Here is a 19,921-nt window from a genome sequence, read left to right as displayed (position 1 = left end):
ATACTACCAAATTCAAGCTTTTGCCGACAATCTTTCGGCTGCGAAACGCAGCGCAAACCCATAGCCAGCCGCCCCGCACCCTGTGATGACGGCTTCGGCAAGATCGGAAAAATAGGAGTGCTGGCGAAACGCCTCGCGGCGATGCACGTTCGAAAGGTGAACCTCGACAAACGGCCGGTCGAGAGCGGCGAGCGCGTCGCGAAGGGCAACGCTGGTATGGGTGAACCCGGCAGGATTGATGATCACGAAGCGTGTTCCATCTTCGCGCGCGGTATGGATGCGGTCGATCAGGGCGCCCTCGTGGTTGCTTTGGAAGGCCTGCACCTTGACCCCAAGCTCCGAGCCCAGCTCGCTCAGACCTCGATCAATGTCGGCCAGTGTCGTGAGGCCGTAAATCCCCGGCTCGCGCGTGCCAAGCAAGTTCAGGTTGGGACCATGGAGGATCAGAACGCTGGGAGGGTGCATAGATGGTTGTAAATGGCGCAGGGGACGACTTCAGGGATTTCCAGACACGATCGTCTGCAGTGCATCGTAGGACGTCTGACCAAGGTGCTGATACACGACGCGCCCTTGCTCGTCAATGACCACCGTGAAGGGCAAGCCACCTTGAGCGTCACCCAGCTCCGTACTGAGATCCGCACCATTCATGCCGCCGAGAAGCACAGGATAGCTGACTGGATGGTCCTTGAGGAAGTTGCGTACCGCAGTTGGATTATCGATCGCGATGCCGAGCATTTGGATGCGGTTGCTGCCATGATCAGTATAAAAACGGGAAAGATCGGGCATTTCTGCGATGCACGGCGGGCACCAACTGGCCCAGAAATTGACAATCAATGTCTTGCCTTGGTAGTTTGCCAGCTTGATCGACTGCCCTCGAAGGTCATCGAGGGTGGCACTGAACAGCCCATTCGTGTTGCCGGGTGCCGGGGTGTTCCCGGGAGCGTTTGTCGATGCGAGGGCGGCGGCTCGAGCCATCGCCCGTTCGGCGTACGCGTTGGACTGTGTACGCAGGCCATACCAGTAACCACCTGCGGCGCCAACGGCCGCTGCCAGCAGGGCAATCGCCCAGGATGTTGAAGATTTCATCGTTCAATGTCAGGATTGGAGGGGTGCGCAGGACCGGCTTGCACCAAGGCTCGTACCGCTTGCAAATTTCCCCGCTCGGCCTGCTTGCCGGAGGAGCGAGGATTGCGCAGAAGCACGCCCCGCTCGTCTTTCAGCGGGTACAGGCTGAGCGCAGCAGCCACAGTCGGCGGACGTCCCCGGACCGGGGGGCCCGGCAGAGGCCACTCGAACTCCAGCCGCTCCACCGGTTGCCTACCTGCATAGTGCGCGGCCTCACCGGCTCTGTATGCGATGTCCCGGTTGATGCAGTGGATCTCCACCGCTTTGCTGTCGTCCGCGAACAAAAGGACATGCAAGCCAGAATGAGCAGTCGCTGTTCCGTTCCATACAGCACCCGCGAGATGCGGCCTGAATTCGGCAAATTCCTCCATGAGGCTCAACGCGGCTCGTCGCAGATTCCACAATAGGCGCGGGTGATCGTCGCCGTGAAACAGTGCGAGGTACAGCTTGACCTGATCCTGTATGTCTGCATTGTCCGGTTGCACTTCCACGCGGGCGCCGGGTCCAAGAACTTGGCGCGTGGCCTTGCGCTTGGCATTCGCGTAGTCCAGCCCGTCTTCCACGATCAGTCGGGCCGCCACCGCGGCGAGTTCGTCCCGTAAAGCATCCATGCAAGACAGTGTACCCGCCGGATCTGAGGCCACGCGCCTGGTGGGTATGCGGCCGGGCGGTGGCTCGCTACTGCAGGATCGAATTCTGATCGGAGCGCGAGGCAGGCTTTCTACAATGCGCCCATGCATATTCACATACTCGGCATTTGCGGCACTTTCATGGGGGGCATCGCCGCGCTGGCCCAAGCGGGTGGACACCAAGTGACGGGCTGCGATAGCCACGTGTACCCGCCCATGAGCGACCAACTCGAGCGACTGGGGATCCGCCTCATCGAAGGGTATGGCGCGGACCAGCTGGCGTTGCGGCCCGATCTCTGGGTGATCGGAAACGCGATCTCGCGTGGCAATCCACTGGTGGAGGCGATCCTGGATGCTGGCTTGCCCTACACGAGCGGCCCCCAATGGCTTGCCGACCATGTGCTTCGCGGGCGCTGGACTCTGGCAGTGGCAGGCACCCATGGCAAGACGACCACAACATCCATGTTGGCTTGGATCCTGGATTGCGCGGGCCTGCAGCCGGGTTTTCTTGTGGGGGGCGTGCCGGCAGACTTCGACAAGTCCGCGCGGCTTGGCGAGGCGCCATTCTTCGTCATCGAAGCCGACGAATACGATACCGCGTTTTTTGACAAACGCTCGAAGTTCGTCCATTACCGTCCGCGCACGGCCGTGCTCAACAACCTCGAGTACGACCATGCGGACATTTTTCCCGATCTTGCCGCAATCGAATTGCAGTTTCATCACCTGGTGCGCACGGTGCCGCGCAGTGGGCGGTTGGTTGTCCAAGCCGAGAATGCAGCGCTGCAGCGGGTGCTGGCGCGCGGGTGCTGGAGCGAGACCGAGCTTTTCGCGGCACCTGAGGGATGGATGGCGCAGGGCAGTGACCAGCAGTTCGAAGTGTTCTGGCAGGGCACGCACCAAGGTGCCGTGGATTGGCGCATGATGGGCGCCCACAATCGGGCCAACGCTTTGGCTGCGATCGCCGCGGCAAGGCACGCTGGCGTGCCAGCAGCGGATGCTTGCGACGCGTTGTCGGCTTTCCATGGGGTCAGGCGCCGCATGGAATGGCGAGGGGTTGCCGCTGGTGTGACGGTTTATGACGACTTTGCCCACCATCCAACGGCCATTGCGACGACGATTGCCGGGTTGCGCCGTGCCACACGAGGGCAGGGACGCATCCTTGCGGTGTTCGAGCCACGCTCGAACACCATGAAGCTGGGTACGATCAAGAGTCGCCTGCCCGAGGCATTGGATGATGCGGAACTCAGCTTTGGCTACAGTGGCGGCCTGGAGTGGGATCTTGTCGAAGCCTTGGGGCCGTTGGGCGAGCGCGCCCACGTGCATGCTGACCTGGATGCTCTGGTGGCCGATGTGCTCGCCCAAGCGCGCAGCGGCGACCATGTGCTCGTCATGAGTAACGGGAGCTTTGGCGGCATCCACGCCAAGTTGCTGCTGGCGCTCCAGCAACGCCAGAGTGCGCCGAACGTCTCCTGAGGCCCTTGAGGCTGGGACGTGCGTGCGGATCAGATTTTTCGCAAACTGGGTGCGTTTTCGGGACATGGCGGATACATCCCGTTGCTAATGGGATAAAATAAGAATGATTCGCATTTCATTGCGATTCATTCATCCTTCGCCGTAACCAAGTTTTCATTTGCACGCGCTCCCGCTTGGCTTGACTCTGTGCGGGAATGCTGCCGGCTCCGTAAGACGAACCATCATGCATTCGCTCGACTCGATTGATCCAGGACACTACGCGGTTGTCACGCAAGTGCGCGCGCATGGGGCCCTGTTGCACCGCCTCGCTGCCCTGGGGCTGCGTGAAGGCAACATTCTGTGTGTCGTGCGACGGGCGCATCTGGGTGGTCCCATTCATGTGCGCATTGGCACCACAGAACTATTTCTGCGTCGTGGCGATGCGCGACATGTGGAAGTGCGCAGGCTCCAGGCGCTGGGATCGGGCGTGGCCGTGTCTTCCATCCACCCAACACAGGCATGAAGCGCCTTGCCTTGGTGGGGATGCCGAACACAGGCAAATCCACGATCTTCAACCGCCTGACCGGCGCATCCGCCCGGGTAGGCAACTGGCCTGGCCTGACCGTCGAGCTCGCTTCAGCACGCATTCCGCTGGGCCGGCACATGGTGCAGGTCGTGGATCTTCCGGGGATCTACGACCTGCAGGGATTAACGGAAGATGAGCACGTGGTTCAGCGCTTCCTGCAGACCCAGAGCGTTGATCTGGTTGCGATCGTGCTTAATGCAACGCAGATTGACCGGCAGTTGCCGCTAGCGCTGCAGGTGCGGGAGAGCGGTTTTCCTTGCTTCGTGTTGCTCAATATGGCGGACGAGGCCGAGCGCTACGGAGTGGGCATCGACCTGGACCGACTGCAGGCAGCAATCGGTATGCCGGTGGCAGCGCTGAGCGCCAAGTACGGGCGTGGCTACGCTGAAGCCTTGCAACGGCTTGCGCGGACATTGGACGCAACCACACCGGTGCCGCTGGTGCAAGCCCAGGCAGGACTGGCCGCGCGGCACGATGTCGACAAGGGTACACGCACCGCACTCGGTGCCGCCGTGCGCATGCCCGCCCGTCTTCCCGACACATGGGCCCAGCGGCTGGATCGCTGGGCAATGCATCCATGTTTTGGCCCACTGCTGTTTCTGCTGTTGATGGCGCTGGTGTTCAACGCCGTGTTTACGCTTGGTGCTCCGCTTCAGGGTGGTTTGGGCTGGGCGTTCGGGCAGGTGCGCAGTTACGCGCTGCAACCTCTGCTGGGTTGGGCCCCGGGGTGGCTGAGCGGACTTCTTCTGGATGGTTTGTACAACGGCATAAGCACGGTAGCGGCTTTTGTGCCCGTGATCATGTTGTTTTTCGTGTTCATGACGGTGATCGAGGAGAGCGGTTATTTTTCCCGCGCGGCGTTTCTGACTGACAGCCTGATGTCACGCATGGGTCTGGATGGACGCGGGTTTGTGATGCTTCTCATGGGGTTTGGCTGCAACGTGCCGGCGCTCATGGGCACGCGGATCATGCGCTCCCGCGGCCTGCGTTTGTTGACCATGCTCATCATTCCGTTTTCCCTGTGCTCAGCCCGGCTTCAGGTGTTCCTGTTCATCATCGCAGCGCTGTTTTCACCGCGCGTGGCCCCCTGGGTCTTGCTCAGCCTGTACGGCGTAAGCTTTGCCGCGACGTTTGTGAGCGCTTTGATCTTCAAGGTGCGCTACCCAAGCGACGAACCCTTCGTGCTGGAGTTGCCACCGTATCGTCTGCCCACGCTGCGCCAGATTGCGCTTCGCGCCTGGGGCGAGATTTATCATTTCCTCCATCGCGCAACCAAGTTCATTGTGATTGGCGTGGTGCTGGTGTGGATGCTGACCCATCTTCCGCCAGGGCAGCCGGTTGCGAGTCCTCATACCATCGCCGGGTGGGTTGGGCATGTGTTGCATCCCGCATTCGCGCCACTAGGCATCCCCCCGAGCCTCATCATTGCGCTGATTTTTGGCTTTGTCGCGAAGGAAATCGTCATTGGGTCTTTGGCCGTGGTCTATGGTCTTCAGGGTGAAGCGCTGCAACATGCGATTGCAGGGCAGATCAGCCCGGCCGCAGCCTATAGCTTCATGCTCTTTACTTTGATCTACACGCCGTGCCTGTCCACGGTGGCCACGTTACGCAGCGAATCGGGGAGTGGCGCCTACACAATGTTGAGTCTTGGCTGGTCGCTGGGATTGGCCTGGATCGTCTCGCTTGCCTTCTATCAAACGGCACGGCTCCTGGGTTTGGCGTAGGCCTTCCAACACACGGGGGCCGCCTACAATCGGGCTATGTCAGGAAATACGCTTGGTTTGCTCTTCGCCGTCACCACGTTTGGTGAATCCCATGGCCCCGCCATTGGTTGTGTGATTGACGGATGCCCACCCGGCATGGAACTATCCGAAACGGATATCCAGCCCGATCTGGACCGTCGTCGCCCTGGGACATCGCGTCACGTGACCCAGCGCCAGGAGGCGGACCAAGTGGAAATCGTCTCTGGCGTGTTTGAGGGCAAAACGACGGGTACGCCCATTGCGCTGCTCATTCGTAATACCGACCAGCGCAGCAAGGACTACGGCAACATTCTCGACACCTTCCGCCCCGGGCATGCGGACTACACCTACTGGCGCAAGTATGGTCTGCGTGACCCTCGCGGTGGCGGACGTTCGTCGGCGCGCCTGACTGCGCCGATCGTGGGTGCCGGCGCCGTTGCGAAGAAATGGTTGCACCAGCACCATCGCATCGGCATTCGGGGCTGTATGCAGCAAGTCGGGGAGGTAGCCATTCCTTTTGCAAGTTGGGACGAGGTCCCGCGCAACGCCTTTTATGCCCCCAACGCTGCAGTCGTCTCCGATCTCGAGGTTTATCTCGACGGGTTGCGCAAGGCCGGCGACTCTTGCGGCGCGCGATTGTATGTGGAAGCCACAGGCGTGCCTCCTGGGTGGGGTGAGCCGCTCTATGACAAGCTCGACGCTGACATCGCGCACGCCATGATGGGGCTTAATGCTGTCAAGGGCGTTGAAATCGGAGCCGGTTTTGCCAGCGTGGCACAAAGGGGTAGCGAGCATGGTGACGAACTCACTCCGCAGGGTTTTCTCAGCAACAATGCTGGTGGTGTTTTGGGCGGAATCAGCAGCGGCCAACCCATCACCGTCTCCATCGCGATCAAGCCCACGTCGAGCATCCGGCAACCTCGCCGCTCGATCGACCGCGAGGGCCACCCAACCGTGGTGGAAACCTTCGGTCGCCACGATCCATGCGTGGGGCTTCGCGCCGTCCCAATCATCGAGGCCTTGCTGGCTATCGTGCTGATGGATCACGCGCTACGCCACCGCGCGCAATGCGGGGACGTCGATCTGCATAGGCAGCCCATTCCTGGGCAAGCAGCGACTTGATCGCGTGGGCGACGAGCTGCCCAGCCTGTTGATCAACTCATGAGGAAACAGGCGTCCGCTAAGCTCGGAGGGCCTGAGGTCGGGCGCAAAACATTGCAGATGCCTCCTGGCGCAGTCTCATCGTTGGACGGCACCTTTGCTCGCCCGACCGCTGTACCATGTATAAGTCCATGAAAGAAATGACTTTAATGGGGAAGCGAGGGCAATGGGAAACATTGGCATTTCTTGCGATGGTCCCGCCAGTAGGAATCGAACCTACATCTGACCCTTAGGAGGGGCCCGTTCTATCCATTGAACTATGGCGAGAGAAAGGCGACGCAAAGTCTAGCAATGCATCGTGCATATATTGCGCAAGAACAACAAAAGCCGATATGCAAATTGGCTGGCGCTTTGCGGTTTGCTGTTTTCGCAATGGAACAGACACGCTCTCAATACAAACGGCATTGACCGGCGAGGCGTCCAGCTGTCCCTTCCATAGCGCTACAGCGGGGAAGCCGACGATTGTAGAGGCGCAGGCTCAGCCGCAGTTGCATCGGCTTCGGTCTTATTCCGAGGCCTGAGTTCCGCTTGGAGTGCCGCACGCGCTGCGATTGCCAAAGCGCGGCGGTCGTCGCCAGAGATGATGGGCAGGTACTGAATCTTGATCCGTAGCGGGCCGGCGCAGGCCATGCGCCAAAGGGTGCCAAGCAGCGTTTCGTCGCCCACATAGGCTGGCGCCCGACTGTAGCGCCCCGTGCGCGCGTCCAGATAGCGCAAGAGTACGGGTTGCACGGCCGCCTTGCTGCTTATGGCAGCTTGGAAAAGATTGGCGTGCATTGGGAGGATCTCGCGGCCGTCTGACGTCGTGCCTTCCGGGAATACGCTGATCAGCTGCCCATTGCGTAGAGCTTGGGCCATGACGTGCATGACACGCATGGCGTCACGCGGTCGTTCGCGCTCGATGAACAGGGTTCCGGCCCCACGTGCCAATGTGCCAAGCAGGATCCAGCGATTGATGTCGGCTTTGGCGACGAACCGCGTGGGGTGTGCAGCGTTCAGGGCAACGATGTCTAGCCACGACACGTGGTTGACGGCCAGCAGGCAAGGCGCCTTGTGCGGCTCCCCAAGTACCTCCAATTGTGCCCGGCACACATGGAGAAGGCGCCGCGACCACTCCTGGATGGCATCCTGCTGCTGCGCCGGCGTGCGCAGCGAAAAGCGGCGCAGGGTAATGAGCCCTCGCACCACCAATACTCCCATGCGCATGAGCATCCACGGCAAACGCAAGGCGCCCGCCATCATGTGCCTTGGGCTGTGCTAAACCGGGCCCCTGCTGGGTGCGGAGAAGCCCCGTCCTGGTAAATGATCCGCCCGTCGATGATGGTGGCGCGCACGCGCCCCGTGAGGGTCATCTGTGCCAGGGGCGTGTGCTTGACCTTGCTGCGCAACTGCTCCGGGCTGGCCGTCCAGCGACCCGTCGGGTCAACCACAATGAGCTCGGCAGCAGCCCCGGGTTGTAGGTGAAGGGGCGCCAGCCCCGCCGCCCTTGCCGCGCGGCTGGTGGCGCATGCCAGCGCTTGCGGCAAGGCCAAGCCGCTGCGGTGTGCGAACTCAAAGACCGCCGGTAGAAGAAGCTCCAGGCCGCTTGCCCCCGGCGCAGCCTCGGCGAATGGCAGAATCTTGTCGTCGCTGCCCACCGGGGTGTGATCGGAGCACAGCGCATCGATGGTCCCGTCTGCGAGGCCTTGCAGCAAAGCGTCGCGGTCAGCCTGCTGGCGCGGCGGCGGGTCTAGGCGCATGCGGGGGTCAAACCAACCGATGTCCAAGTCGGTGAGGAGGAGGTTGTGGATCGATACATCAGCTGTCAGCGGCAGGCCATCAGCCTTCGCTCGTCGCAGCAGTTCAACCCCTGCTGCGCTGGAGAGCTTGCTGATGTGCACCGCGCAGCCTGTGGCGCGCACCAGCTCAAAGATCGTGTGCAAGGCGATGGTCTCAGCCATTACCGGCAAACCGGCTAGTCCCAAACGTTGGGCGTAGGCGCCGCTTGCGGCCACCCCTCGACCCAAATGGGCGTCGAGCGGACGCAGCCAGACCTTGTAACCGAAGGTGCTTGCGTATTGCAGCGCACGCAGCAGCAACTGGGTGTCGGCAACCGGTGTGTCGGCCTGCGACAAGCCGATGCAGCTGGCCTTGACCAAGGAGGCCATTTCGGCCAGCGCTTGACCACCCAGCCCTTTGGTAAGGGCACCCAGGGGGTACACACGCGATCGCTTGATACGCCGCGCGCGCCAACGCAACATTTCCACAAGGCTGGGTTCGTCAAGCACCGGGTCGGTGTCGGGCGGACACACCACCCGGGTGACCCCGCCTGCGGCGGCTGCGGCGAGTTCCGAATCCAACAGGCCGGCGGCCTCGCCGCCAGGCTCGCCCAAGCGGGCGCACAGATCCACCAGACCGGGCATTACCAAGCACCCGCTGGCGTCGAGGACTACGTCAGGTACGAAGCCCTGGGGCGCGCTGCCCACAGCGACGATGACCTCCCCTGCGATGGCGACGTCGCCGGGTGCGTGCAGGCCGCTTGCCGGATCAATCAGCAGGCCGCCGCGTACGAGGAATGAATGGGGCTCTGTCATGGTCAGGCAGCGGTGTTGGCAATGATCGATAGCACGGCCATACGGACAGCCACGCCGAAGCGCACTTGCATCAGAATGACGCTTTGGGGCCCGTCGGCAACGCTGGACGCGATTTCCACGCCGCGGTTGATTGGTCCGGGATGCATGACAATCGCGTCGGGTTTGGCAAGCTCCAACCGCTCGGGGGTAAGCCCATATGTCATGTGAAATTCGCTTGCCGAAGGCAGCAGGCCACCCGACATGCGTTCGTTTTGCAGGCGTAGCATCATGATGACATCCGCGCCTTGCAGACCTTCGCGGATATCGTGGCATATGCGCACACCCATTGGGCGCAAGTCGCCGGGTACCAGCGTCTTCGGGCCGACCACCCGCACTTCCGGTACGCCCAGGGTCGTGAGGGCGAAGATCGCCGAGCGCGCCACGCGCGAATGCACGATGTCTCCGACGATGGCGACGGTGAGCGAGGAAAAATCGGGTTTGTAGTGGCGGATGGTGGCCATGTCCAGAAGCCCCTGCGTCGGGTGCGCGTGGCGTCCATCGCCTGCATTCACGACATGCACATGCGGTGGGGTGTGCTGGGCGATGAGATAAGGCGCACCGCTTTGTGCGTGACGCACGACAAAAATGTCGGCGTCCATCGCCTCCAAATTCGCTATGGTGTCAAGCAGCGACTCTCCCTTGGACGTGGATGAGCGCTGAATATCGAGGTTGAAAACGTCCGCAGATAACCGCTGCGCGGCGATCTCGAAGGTGGTGCGCGTGCGCGTGGAGTTCTCGAAAAACAAATTGAACACGCTCTTGCCGCGCAGCAGCGGCACCTTCTTGACCTCGCGGTCCCCAAAGCTCATGAAACCCTGCGCGGTGTCCATGATATGCAGGAGGACGTCGCGCGGCAGGCCTTCGATGGACAACAGGTGGCGCAGTTCGCCGTTACGGTTGAGTTGGGGGTGCGTGCTCATCGCGGCCTGGCCTCCATGCGGAACACCAGTCGCGTCGTGTCGGCACGGGTGTCATCGCGCACAAGGGTCAGCATGCAATCAGCGGGTAGCGCGATTTGGGTGGAGGCGATTTGGGCGCAGATGGGCAGCTCTCGTCCCCCACGATCCACGAGCACGGCCAAATCCACGCGGGCGGGGCGACCGAAGTCGTAAAGTTCGTTGATCGCGGCGCGCGTGGTGCGACCCGTGTAGAGCACGTCGTCGACCAGAAGGATGGCACGACCATTGACGTCGAATGGCAGGGCGGTGCGATTGGCGCTTGGGTGCAGGCCGCGGGTGGCGAAGTCGTCGCGGTGGAATGTGGACGAGACGACGCCTAGGGGGGACGCAAGTGCCAGGTCGGCATGAAGCCGCTCGGCCAGCCACGCGCCGCCGGAATAGATGCCGACGATGGTTGGCTGTATCGCGTGATCGGCGATCCAGGAGCGCATTTTTTCAAGAAGCCTGGCGTACAGGGCTTCCGCGTCTGGGGGAGTGAGCATATTCAGGTTGGATTCTGCAGGTATTGTTCCAGAATGAGCCGGGCCGATTCGGCGTCGACGTCATCGGCGCCGGCATCTTCGGCGGCGCGCGAGGTATAGCGCTCGTCCACCATGGCAACCGGCAGTTGGAATCGGCCATGCAATTGGTGGGCGAAGCGCCGTGCCTGGGTCGTGCGTAACTGCTCGGCGCCTTCCCGCGACAGCGGCAGCCCAACGACAAGCTGCTTCGGCTCCCATTGCGCGATCAGCCTGCCAATGGCCTCGAACCGGGCGTCACGTCGGTCGGCGCGCACGCTTTGCAGCGCGCGGGCGCCCGAGGTGAGCGTGTTGCCAATGGCTACGCCGATGCGTTTTTCGCCATAGTCAAACCCCATCACCAAGCAAGGGGTGTGGGGCTGCGTCGCCAGGGTTTCAGGCATGTCCGGCAATTTGTGACAGACTCACGGAGGAAATCCCCATAAGCGACATTGCGGCATCGAAGCGGTGCTCAACCGAGACATCAAAGACGATGCTTGCGTCGGCCTCAACCGTGAGCCATCCGTTGTGGGCGATCTCATCCTCCAATTGCCCGGCACTCCAGCCCGAATAGCCCAGCGCCACGAAAAAGCGTGCCGGGCCCTGACCTGCTGCAATGTGCTCCAGCACGTCCTTCGAGGTGGTCATCTGCAGGCCACCTGCCACTTGCAGCGTGGACGCGTAGGTGTGCTCCGTGGCGTCGTGTAACACGAACCCCCGTTCGGTCTGCACCGGTCCACCGTAGTACACGGTTTGCTCCGCGAGGCGGGGTTCGTCCAGTCGTAGGTCGACCCGTTCGAACAGATCCTTGAGCGTGATATCGGTTGGTCGGTTGATCACCAACCCAAGGGCGCCGCGAGAGGAATGCTCGCACACGTAGATGACCGCGCCGGAAAACGATGAGTCGGCCGTGCCGGGCATGGCGATGAGAAACTGGTTGCTCAAATTGGAAGCGTCGGCACGGGGATTCATGGCGCCATATTATCGCTGCGCGTCCGGCCCATGGGGGCTGGTCCCGATGACCACAAGCGCCGCTGCCATGCATGCCTCTGCAACACATCCCATCCATGACGGCACGGCCTTGGTCTGGCTGCGACGCGACCTGCGGCTGAGTGACCATGCCGCTTTGCATCATGCGCTTCGCCACGCGCGGCGGGTGGCGCTCGCCTTTGTGTTCGACCCCGATATCCTGCAGCCGCTACTGGAGCAGGGAGCGCACGTCGACCGGCGGCTGGCGTTCATTCACGCAAGCCTGGCCGAAGTCGATCAGGCTCTGCGCCACATGGGGTCCTCGCTGCTTGTCGAGCATGGCAGGGCGGCGGAGTGCATTCCCCGTCTTGCGGCAAGAATTCAAGCCCGGGCCGTGTACGCCAACCGTGACTATGAGCCGCTGGCCGTGCAGCGCGATGCCGAGGTCGCTGGGTTACTGGCCGGACTCGGGCTGGAGTTCCACGCCTTTTGCGATCATGTCATGGTCGATCCGCTCGCAATTATGACTGGAAAAGGCCGACCGTACAGCGTGTTCACGCCCTATAAGAATGCTTGGTTCAAGCACGTGCGTGATCGGGATCTTGCCGATTTCGCTGGGCTGGAATGCACCGGTCTTTCCAAGCACATCCTGTCCTTCGAGCAGCCCCCAAAGCTACCCGCCCTGACGGCCATTGGCTTCGATCCGGCGGCTGCGCTTCCTCCAGGACTTCCCACAGGCAGCAGTGGGGCGCAGACCTTGTTCGCCGATTTCCTGCAGCGCATCGACGCCTATGCGGATGCGCGCGACTATCCGGCAGCCAAGGGGCCGAGCTATTTGTCCGTGCACCTTCGGTTCGGCACCATTAGCGTGCGCGAATTGGCGCGCGAGGCTTGGCGACGCATGCAAGCAGGCAGCCACGGCGCTGCCATTTGGCTGTCAGAGCTTGTCTGGCGGGACTTTTACGTTCAGATCCTGCACCACTACCCACAGGTTGTGGCGCACGCATTCAAGCCCGAGTTCGACAACCTCCAATGGGACGATGATCCCGAGCTCTTTGCTGCATGGTGCGAAGGCCGCACAGGCTACCCGCTGGTGGACGCGGCCATGCGCCAACTCAATGCCACAGGGTACATGCACAACCGACTGCGAATGGTGACAGCCAGTTTTCTTGTCAAGGACTTGGGACTGGACTGGCGCCGCGGCGAGCGCTATTTTGCCTTGAAGCTCAACGATTTCGATCTGGCAGCCAACAACGGCGGCTGGCAGTGGGTGGCGTCAACCGGGTGTGACGCGCAACCGTATTTCCGGATTTTTAACCCGATTGCGCAGAGTAAGAAGTTTGACCCGGAGGGACGTTTCATCCGGCGCTATGTACCGGAGCTCGCAGGACTTCCGGACGCATGCATCCACGCGCCTTGGCAGGCCCAGCCTTTACTTCTACGGCAAGCGGGTGTGCGCCTGGGCACGGATTACCCCCTTCCAGTGGTGGACCATTCGCGCGCGCGCGAGCGCACGCTAAAGCGCTATGCGGCTGTGAGCCGTCGCGACAACCCACAAGCGTGACCGATGCCGCTGCCGGGCGCGCAGCGGCCTTCGCCCGTTCAGTGCACCGTATTTTGCGGCATGTAGTTGCGAATCAGGCCTAGAAGCTCATCTTCCGAATAGGGCTTGCCCAGATAGTGATTCACACCCAGCTCCTGCGCATAGTTTCGGTGCTTATCGGCGATGCGCGACGTGATCATGATGACGGGCAGGTGACGCGTACGCTCATCGGCGCGGATGTTGCGCGTGAGATCAAAGCCGTCCATGCGCGGCATCTCGATATCGGTGAGCACGACATCGGGCAATGCGCCTTGCAACTGCTCGAGCGCGTCCAACCCGTCCTTGGCCAGCACGACGACGTAACCATTGCGGCTGAGGAAGCGCTGAGTAACGCGCCTCACGGTAATGGAGTCATCCACGACAAGCACCGTGTTACCGACTGCGTGCGCGGGCGTGGTCGCCTGAGGGATAAACGATCCTCCCAAGGTGCTGACGGGCGATGCTGCGCCTGGCGCGACTGGTGCCACGTCGAGCGCCGCCTCTTCCATGCGCTGTACCGATTGTTCGCCATACACCGCGGCAAGTGCCACCGGGTTGTAGATCAAAACCAGGTTTCCGTTGGGGAGTACGGAAATGCCGGCCAAACCAGGAACGCGCGAGAGCTGTGGCCCCAGGTTCTTGACCACAACTTCCTGGTTTCCCAACACCTCGTCGACTTGAAGCGCCAAGCGCTGCGCAGCGCTGCGGATGAGTACAACCGGTGTGGTGCGCCCGGGCTGATCGGCGCTCGCACCGGAATCAGCCGTCAGGGCACCGAGCCAATAAAACGGCAAAGGCTGTCCGTTGTGGTCGAGCTGGCGATGCCGATTGGCAGCGGCCACTTCCGCAGGCTTGAGACGCAGCACCAAATCCACCAAGCTTGCCGGCACGGCATATGCCTTCTCGCCAGCTCGCAGAAGCACAACCTGCGTGACTGCAGTGGTCAGCGGCAACACCAGGGTGAACGTGGTGCCCTGACCGGGCACGGAGTCGAGTTCGACCCGGCCGCCCAATGCTCGGGTATCTGTCCGCACGACGTCCAGGCCTACGCCACGGCCGGCCATCTCTGTGGTCTGCTCCGTGCTCGAAAAACCAGGGCGGAAGATCAGCTCGCGCAGCTGGGCTTCATCGACGCTTTCATCGGGCTGGAGCAGCCCGGTCGCGCGTGCCTTGCGTTCGATCGCTGCGTAGTCGAGGCCGGCGCCGTCATCGGCGATGGACACCACGACTTCGCTGCCCTCCTGGTGCAAACGGAGGGTGATGGTGCCTGCTAGGGGCTTGCCGGCGGCCTCGCGCACCGTCGAGCTTTCCAGGCCGTGCGCGACGGCGTTGCGCAGAATGTGCTCAAAAGTCGGGGCCATGCGGTCAAGCACGCCCCGGTCGATTTCAATTGTGCCGCCCTGTATATCCAATCGCACCGATTTGCCGGCGTCTTTGCCCGCTTGGCGCACCGTGCGGTATAGCCGTTCGGAAATGCTGTCGAACTCGACCATGCGCGTACGCAAAAGGTCGCGCTGCAACTCGCGCGTGAGGCGCGCTTGCCGAATTAAATTGTCATCGGTGGACTGCAGAGTACGGCTGAGGGTGGTTTGCACCAAGGCCAAGTCGTTCACCGACTCGGCCATCATGCGCGTGAGCTCCTGGAATCGCGTGAAGCGGTCGAACTCCAGCGGGTCGAAGTCGCGCCCGTCCTCGCGCGCTGCCTGCGCCCGTGCAGCCATCTGGGCATCAGCTTGCAGCTCGATGTCGCGCACTTGAGCACGCAGACGCTCCAGGTTGTCACCGAGATCACGTGTGCTGGCACGGATAAGACCGAACTCATTGTCCAGGCGCGCGCGCGCGATGCTGACCTCACCCACCTGGTTGACCAGTCGGTCCAGCAACGCCGCCCGCACGCGCACCGGCTGGGCCGCAACACGAACGTTGGCCCCAGCGACGCGGGTCAGGGTCAAAGGCTGCGGCGCCGGTTGACCGCTCGTCGCCACGGCGTCTCTGGTGCCGTGGGCATCAGCGGTCTCTGCGATCGTGGTGGTCGGTGCGATCTCGGCCGGTTGCGGCGTCGTCTCGGAGCGGGCAACGTCCTGCTCTTGCAGGCCGAGTTCGACGTGCAGTTCCCCGAGTTCGGCTTCACCGCGGCTGCTCGCCTCGCGTAGGCGTTCGAAGCGGGCGTTGAGGGCATCCTGGCGAGCGATGAGTTCAAGCAGAGACTGTTCGCTTGGGACGTCCGAGTCGGTGGCGAGTAGCGCCTCGATGTCCGACTCGAGACTATGCGCGAGATCCCCCAGAGCCATGGCGCCCGCCATGCGCGCGCTGCCCTTGAACGTATGCAGCAATCGCATGGCCATTTTGGGTGCTGTGCTGTCATCCGGGTGGCTCTCCCACTGCCGTAGCGCACCTGACAGTCCAGGCAGGATCTCGCTGGCTTCGTCTTCGAAAAAAGGAAAGAGTTCGGGGTCGATGCTGTCGCGCAGCGTGAGGTCAGCTACCGCAATGACAGCCTCGGAGGGGGCCGGAACAGGGTTCGTCGCGACAGTGACGGATTCCTGCTCAGCTTCCGGGGTTTCCGAAACCGCAGGTGCAGCCGCTCGTGCGGCGTCCTCGGGCAGTGTCGAGCTTGTTGAGACGTTGTGGTGCTGCAGGCGGTAAACGAAGGCTTGCAGGGCTTCGACAAGATCCTCCAACGGGGGGCGCAGGAAGCCGGCGGCAAATTGATGCAGTAAACGCCGAATGTCGTCAGTTACTTGCACCAGAAGAGCAGGGTCCTGTGGCTGCAGTGCGGAGGGCTGTTCGCGCTGCAATGCCAAGGCCTGCTCGAGCCACTCAGCCATCTGCCCCACGCTTTGCAGGCCGACCGTGCGCGAGCTGCCCCGCAACTGGTGGGCAGCGGCGGCGATTTCCTCAGCGATGGGAGTGGATGGCTGTAGCGACCAAGCGGAGATGTCGTTGCCCAACCGGCGTACGAGTTCATCCGCCTCATTGAGGTAGATGGTGTACAGGGGAATGGGAATGCGCAGGTCGCCCACGACTTTGATGTTTTCGTCGGGCGCCGGCTGAGTGGGGCGGTGCGCTTCTAGCGTGAAGATCTGGGCCACGGGCGGTTGCCCTTGCGGTGCCGGGGTCGAGACCGGAGGCTCGGCAGGCTGCGCGCTCGGACTCTGCGCGGCGGGGGGCGGTGCGGTCTCGTCGCGTTCGTGGACGAAAACTGGCGCCGCTGCATCAATCGCAACGGGTTGATCACCGCCAGGCGTACCGTTTGCCGGGACTTCCACAGAACTGGGCTGGCCCAAACTCGAGCCCATATCTGACGCCGAGACCAGCGGCGGGAGGTCCTGCGGAGCCACCGCCTCAGCGGGTGCAAATAGGCTGTCGAAAGCTTGAGCATCGAATTCGTGGAATTCCACGTTGCTGCTTCCAGACACTTCCGCGGCTGACGTGTGGAAAGCCCCCGGTGTGCCGACAGCGCTGTCAATGCCTGACTCGGATGCGCTCAATGCGGACGGCTGTTCATGGCCTTGCTCGGCCGGAGGAACATGGGGAGGAGTCTGCGCTGGGCTTAAGGCGGACTGAATTGCGGGCTCGGCTGATTCCGGCGCGAAATTGAGTTCGAACAGTGCGGCGTCGGGCAACTCGAGTGGGGGAAACGCCAGGGTTGGCGAGCCGACGGCTGAGGCGTCCTGCGGCGCAGAAGCACTTGCCGCTTCGGCCTCGGATAGTGACGACTCAGGTGCTGCTGGCGACCAGGAGACGAGTTCAAACGGCTCGACGTCGCTACGCTGCTCACCACGAACATGAGGCGTATCCGGTGCTGAATACAGCTGTGAAGAATGGTCTGCGGAGGCGTACGCGGTTGCAGGGAGATCCGCCGTCTCATCGTGCATTGGGACGTCATGAGGAAGCCCTGTTGGCCAAGTGTCGACGAACTCGGGTTCCGGAACCCCTTGCTCGGGGTGGGCCTCTTGCGTCTGGACTTGCGCGGGCTGTGCATCGGTGGAGGCTGCCTTTGCCGGGCTTGGGGATGCGACAGGGTGGACTGACGGCAGACCACGCATGGCGCGAGCGGCCTCGCAAAGTGCCGCGCTCGAAAAAGCGCTTGCGTCGCCAGATCGTAGGGCTCGAGTCCAGGCTTCGAGGTCAGTGAAAGCTCTTTCTGCCAATTCCAGGACGGCAGCGGAGGCAGAACGCTGTTCGGCCAGAACCTGGTTGAACACCTGTTCCAGCTCCCAGGCCGCTTCCCCAAAGTCACTGAGGCCAACCATGCGCGAGCTGCCCTTGAGGGTGTGAAAGGCCCGCCGCACAGCGTTCAGCGTCCCATCGTCGCTTGCGTGAGTGCGCAGTTGCTGCACGCCCGCATGGCCTGCGACGATCACTTCTTCAGCTTCCTCAAGGAAAATGTCGAGCAGGTCGTGGTCATCTTCCTCGGTGGCGGCAAACGGGGGCGTGGTGGTGTCTGCAGCAGGCGTCACCGACGCTGGTGTCGCGTCGCTTGCGGCCGTGTGGGTGGCTACCGAAGGGATGGCCGTTGGCGCGAACGCCGGCGCGGCGTGGGCGCCCGACTCGATCGCCGTGGCGCGCAACGATTCGGCCGCCGTACGGCCGTCGTGGCCGGCATCAAGCAATTCACGCACCTGCCCCAATTGTGCCGAAAGATCGGCCTCCCGGGCGATCGTCGCCTCCATGCGCAGACGATCAATACGCCCTGCCGCTTGCTCGGTGCCAAGGCCTTGATCGAGGGAGTCAGCCAGCAGGGCAGCTTGCCGCTGCAGGTCTTGGCGCGAACTTGGCGGCGCAGTGTGAGGGGTGCTGGGCACGATCGCGCGCAGTTCCCCTGTGGAGGCATCGAACCTGAACAGCGTTTTGGCGAGCTCGGGCTGGTAGCCCAGCATGTCCACCATGAAGCCCAGCGTGCCGATATTGCCTGCTAATCGGTCGAACACGCCTCCGGCTGCACGGGCCTGCTCTTCGGCGGGCGGCCGGCTGATGATCTCCTCAATCGTGTTTCGAATCGAGCTGAGTGCTTGAGCCCCGACGTCCATGCCAAGCACAGATAGCACGCCCCGCATCTGCGCCAGCAGCTTGGGCACGGGCGCCAGCTCGGGCTGTGTGCTGGGGTCGCGGAAATAGGCGTCAAGCAGACGTTCAACAGTGCCCATGTCATGCCGCAGCTCGTGCACGACGCTGCCAAGGGTCTGGCTTTCAGACGACCGGCGATAGAGATCCTCCATCCAAGGCGCAAAGATGCCGGCGGCGGCACCCGCGGCGCTTCGCTCCAGGCGCTGCGCAAGCTCCAGGGCACGGGGCAGGAACTCGGGGTCGTCGACTTGGAAATGCGAAAACGAGGCCTCCAGAAAAAGCAGCGATGTGGCGACCTCAAGGACGCGATCGGGGGTGAGCAAATCGCGTTGTTCCGAGATCGCTCGCACCATGCGTTCAATCGCGGCGGGCAGCACCTCCGAACCCTTTGCAATCTCGCGCAGCGACTGGGTGAGGAGTTGCGCCGAGTCAACAAGCTTTCCAATCCGCGAGAAGTCTTCGTTGCTGAGTTGGGACCAGCCGTCCTTGACCTGCACGATGCGTTTGCGTGCCTGCTGGATCAGCCCCGGATCGAGCAGGCCGAAGTACGCCCGCTGGTAGTCCACGGCCTGCTCGTCACCCAGGTGCATGGCCGTGCCGATGGCACGCAAGGCAAGGGGCAGGGTGGACTCGTCTGGCGCCCGACCGATGGCCTGGGCGCAAAAAAACAGCAATTCGTGGGCAAGGCGCTGAGAGGGCAGTTGCTGGTCCGCAAGCAAGCCCTTTAATTGCAGGTTGAGGCGGTTGCAAAGGCGCTTGGCATAGACATCGGCAGGGACAAGACCAGCGCCGAGCGCCTCGAAAAATCCTTCCGCCAGCCACCAAAGCGTGCGTTCATGACCACTGGCCTTGGCTTGGGCACTGCGCGCTACAGCGATGAGTGCGGCAGAGGCCTGGGGCAGGTCACGCTGGCGCAAGACGTCAAGCAGCGCGCGTTCGTACTCTGCTCGATCGCGCTGCTGCAGGGGCTGGGCAAGCGGCTGGCGATCGTCATGCGCCGGCCAGGTCCAGTCCACGTCCCACAGATCCGCCGGGTGGGCGGCCTCACCGCCGGCGCGTTCCACCAGATCGCGGTACTGCTTGAAGAGCTTGAGCGCGGGTTCTTGTTTGCCGCTGCGTTGGGCATCAAGGTAGTCAAGCAGGGCGTGCAGCCCGGATTGCAGTGTGGATTGTGCGCCATCGTCGAAGCCTTCGGGATGATCGATGTAACGCGTGAGCACACGTTCCGCCGCTTGGGCCAGACGCGCCGCAGCGAAAAAGCCAAGTAGATCGATGGCGCCCGCAGCTTGGTGGACTTGATGACGGGCGTGCAGCAGGCTTCCGCTGGCCAATTGGGAGTCATCGCCTTGGCTTAGCACGCGCAACTGCTGGTTCTTGCGTACGGCAGCGAGGGCGGCCAGAAGGTTATCGCGCACCTGCTCAATAACCCAGGCCAAAGGTCCGGCGTCCAGCTGCAGGGGGGAGGGCGTTGTCGAGACGGCGAGGTTCATGCCATGTGGCGCGCGTGAGCGGGGAGTTGGGCGGTCGTGTTGCTTGA

The 19,921-nt window shown here is 62.5% G+C and carries 15 protein-coding genes and 1 tRNA gene; 5 read left to right on the top strand and 11 right to left on the bottom strand.

Features of this window, described 5'->3' with window-relative positions; translation table 11 throughout:
* Positions 1-12: 12 nt before the first annotated feature.
* Genes aroQ through CD04_RS0114025 form a run of 3 tightly spaced genes read right to left on the bottom strand, consistent with a single transcriptional unit; the run spans position 13 to position 1,736 of the window.
* A complete protein-coding gene (aroQ, locus tag CD04_RS0114035; RefSeq protein ID WP_031407813.1) occupies positions 13-465 on the bottom strand; it encodes a type II 3-dehydroquinate dehydratase in 453 nt (150 codons plus the stop codon).
* 30 nt (positions 466-495) lie between these two features.
* Positions 496-1,086, bottom strand: a complete 591-nt coding sequence (locus CD04_RS22025) for a TlpA disulfide reductase family protein (RefSeq protein ID WP_038168412.1) — start codon at positions 1,084-1,086, stop codon at positions 496-498.
* Positions 1,083-1,736 carry a hypothetical protein gene (locus CD04_RS0114025; protein ID WP_031407809.1) on the bottom strand — a complete coding sequence of 218 codons (654 nt, stop codon included), beginning with the start codon at positions 1,734-1,736 and terminating at the stop codon, positions 1,083-1,085. The genes CD04_RS22025 and CD04_RS0114025 overlap by 4 nt, the downstream gene beginning before the upstream one ends.
* Before the next feature lie 123 nt (positions 1,737-1,859).
* On the opposite strand from CD04_RS0114025, the gene mpl reads away from it, so the two are divergent.
* From mpl to aroC, 4 genes are all read left to right on the top strand, one after another.
* Complete coding sequence (gene mpl, locus CD04_RS0114020; RefSeq protein ID WP_031407807.1) at positions 1,860-3,227, top strand: UDP-N-acetylmuramate:L-alanyl-gamma-D-glutamyl-meso-diaminopimelate ligase; 1,368 nt, start codon at positions 1,860-1,862, stop codon at positions 3,225-3,227.
* Positions 3,228-3,450: 223 nt separating this feature from the next.
* Positions 3,451-3,729: a FeoA family protein gene (locus CD04_RS0114015; protein ID WP_051849306.1), complete on the top strand. Its 279-nt coding sequence runs from the start codon at positions 3,451-3,453 to the stop codon at positions 3,727-3,729.
* On the top strand, positions 3,726-5,516 hold the full coding sequence (gene feoB / locus CD04_RS0114010) for a ferrous iron transport protein B (protein ID WP_031407803.1): 1,791 nt from the start codon (positions 3,726-3,728) through the stop codon (positions 5,514-5,516). Before CD04_RS0114015 ends, feoB begins: the two co-directional genes overlap by 4 nt.
* A gap of 36 nt (positions 5,517-5,552) precedes the next feature.
* On the top strand, positions 5,553-6,656 hold the full coding sequence (gene aroC, locus CD04_RS0114005; protein WP_031407802.1) for a chorismate synthase: 1,104 nt from the start codon (positions 5,553-5,555) through the stop codon (positions 6,654-6,656).
* Between the two features lie 231 nt (positions 6,657-6,887).
* On the opposite strand, the gene CD04_RS0114000 is transcribed toward aroC, so the two are convergent.
* From CD04_RS0114000 to CD04_RS0113970, 7 genes are all read right to left on the bottom strand, one after another.
* Positions 6,888-6,962, bottom strand: a tRNA-Arg gene (locus CD04_RS0114000).
* 174 nt (positions 6,963-7,136) lie between these two features.
* Positions 7,137-7,937, bottom strand: coding sequence for a 1-acyl-sn-glycerol-3-phosphate acyltransferase (locus CD04_RS0113995; protein ID WP_231480643.1), 801 nt, complete (start codon positions 7,935-7,937; stop codon positions 7,137-7,139).
* Entirely contained in the window at positions 7,934-9,268 is a 1,335-nt protein-coding gene (locus tag CD04_RS0113990) for a dihydroorotase (protein WP_051849305.1), read from the bottom strand. The genes CD04_RS0113995 and CD04_RS0113990 overlap by 4 nt, the downstream gene beginning before the upstream one ends.
* Positions 9,269-9,270: 2 nt before the next feature.
* Positions 9,271-10,227: an aspartate carbamoyltransferase catalytic subunit gene (locus CD04_RS0113985; RefSeq protein ID WP_031407796.1), complete on the bottom strand. Its 957-nt coding sequence runs from the start codon at positions 10,225-10,227 to the stop codon at positions 9,271-9,273.
* Positions 10,224-10,748, bottom strand: coding sequence for a bifunctional pyr operon transcriptional regulator/uracil phosphoribosyltransferase PyrR (gene pyrR / locus CD04_RS0113980; RefSeq protein ID WP_031407794.1), 525 nt, complete (start codon positions 10,746-10,748; stop codon positions 10,224-10,226). The genes CD04_RS0113985 and pyrR overlap by 4 nt, the downstream gene beginning before the upstream one ends.
* A 2-nt stretch (positions 10,749-10,750) precedes the next feature.
* A complete protein-coding gene (gene ruvX / locus CD04_RS0113975; RefSeq protein WP_038168410.1) occupies positions 10,751-11,167 on the bottom strand; it encodes a Holliday junction resolvase RuvX in 417 nt (138 codons plus the stop codon).
* Entirely contained in the window at positions 11,160-11,735 is a 576-nt protein-coding gene (locus tag CD04_RS0113970; RefSeq protein WP_031407789.1) for a YqgE/AlgH family protein, read from the bottom strand. Before CD04_RS0113970 ends, ruvX begins: the two co-directional genes overlap by 8 nt.
* 67 nt (positions 11,736-11,802) lie before the next feature.
* Here CD04_RS0113970 and CD04_RS0113965 point away from each other — a divergent pair, with 67 nt between their 5' ends.
* A complete protein-coding gene (locus CD04_RS0113965) occupies positions 11,803-13,296 on the top strand; it encodes a deoxyribodipyrimidine photo-lyase (protein WP_051849490.1) in 1,494 nt (497 codons plus the stop codon).
* Positions 13,297-13,334: 38 nt separating this feature from the next.
* Here the strand turns inward: CD04_RS0113965 and CD04_RS0113960 are convergent, their stop codons facing one another.
* Positions 13,335-19,874, bottom strand: coding sequence for an Hpt domain-containing protein (locus CD04_RS0113960; RefSeq protein ID WP_051849304.1), 6,540 nt, complete (start codon positions 19,872-19,874; stop codon positions 13,335-13,337).
* Positions 19,875-19,921: the final 47 nt, after the last annotated feature.

It is taken from the genome of Thiomonas sp. FB-Cd (assembly GCF_000733775.1).
Classification (GTDB): Bacteria; Pseudomonadota; Gammaproteobacteria; order Burkholderiales; family Burkholderiaceae_C; genus Thiomonas_A.
The sequence above is the reverse complement of the archived record's forward strand: the minus strand, read 5'-3'. Positions and strand labels throughout refer to the sequence as shown.

Bases quoted from the DNA above. Each gene is read 5' to 3' on its own strand.
- aroQ (WP_031407813.1), bottom strand. From the start codon at position 465: ATGCACCCTCCCAGCGTTCTGATCCTCCATGGTCCCAACCTGAACTTG.
- CD04_RS22025 (WP_038168412.1), bottom strand. From the start codon at position 1,086: ATGAAATCTTCAACATCCTGGGCGATTGCCCTGCTGGCAGCGGCCGTT.
- CD04_RS0114025 (WP_031407809.1), bottom strand. From the start codon at position 1,736: ATGGATGCTTTACGGGACGAACTCGCCGCGGTGGCGGCCCGACTGATC.
- mpl (WP_031407807.1), top strand. From the start codon at position 1,860: ATGCATATTCACATACTCGGCATTTGCGGCACTTTCATGGGGGGCATC.
- CD04_RS0114015 (WP_051849306.1), top strand. From the start codon at position 3,451: ATGCATTCGCTCGACTCGATTGATCCAGGACACTACGCGGTTGTCACG.
- feoB (WP_031407803.1), top strand. From the start codon at position 3,726: ATGAAGCGCCTTGCCTTGGTGGGGATGCCGAACACAGGCAAATCCACG.
- aroC (WP_031407802.1), top strand. From the start codon at position 5,553: ATGTCAGGAAATACGCTTGGTTTGCTCTTCGCCGTCACCACGTTTGGT.
- CD04_RS0113995 (WP_231480643.1), bottom strand. From the start codon at position 7,937: ATGATGGCGGGCGCCTTGCGTTTGCCGTGGATGCTCATGCGCATGGGA.
- CD04_RS0113990 (WP_051849305.1), bottom strand. From the start codon at position 9,268: ATGACAGAGCCCCATTCATTCCTCGTACGCGGCGGCCTGCTGATTGAT.
- CD04_RS0113985 (WP_031407796.1), bottom strand. From the start codon at position 10,227: ATGAGCACGCACCCCCAACTCAACCGTAACGGCGAACTGCGCCACCTG.
- pyrR (WP_031407794.1), bottom strand. From the start codon at position 10,748: ATGCTCACTCCCCCAGACGCGGAAGCCCTGTACGCCAGGCTTCTTGAA.
- ruvX (WP_038168410.1), bottom strand. From the start codon at position 11,167: ATGCCTGAAACCCTGGCGACGCAGCCCCACACCCCTTGCTTGGTGATG.
- CD04_RS0113970 (WP_031407789.1), bottom strand. From the start codon at position 11,735: ATGAATCCCCGTGCCGACGCTTCCAATTTGAGCAACCAGTTTCTCATC.
- CD04_RS0113965 (WP_051849490.1), top strand. From the start codon at position 11,803: ATGCATGCCTCTGCAACACATCCCATCCATGACGGCACGGCCTTGGTC.
- CD04_RS0113960 (WP_051849304.1), bottom strand. From the start codon at position 19,874: ATGAACCTCGCCGTCTCGACAACGCCCTCCCCCCTGCAGCTGGACGCC.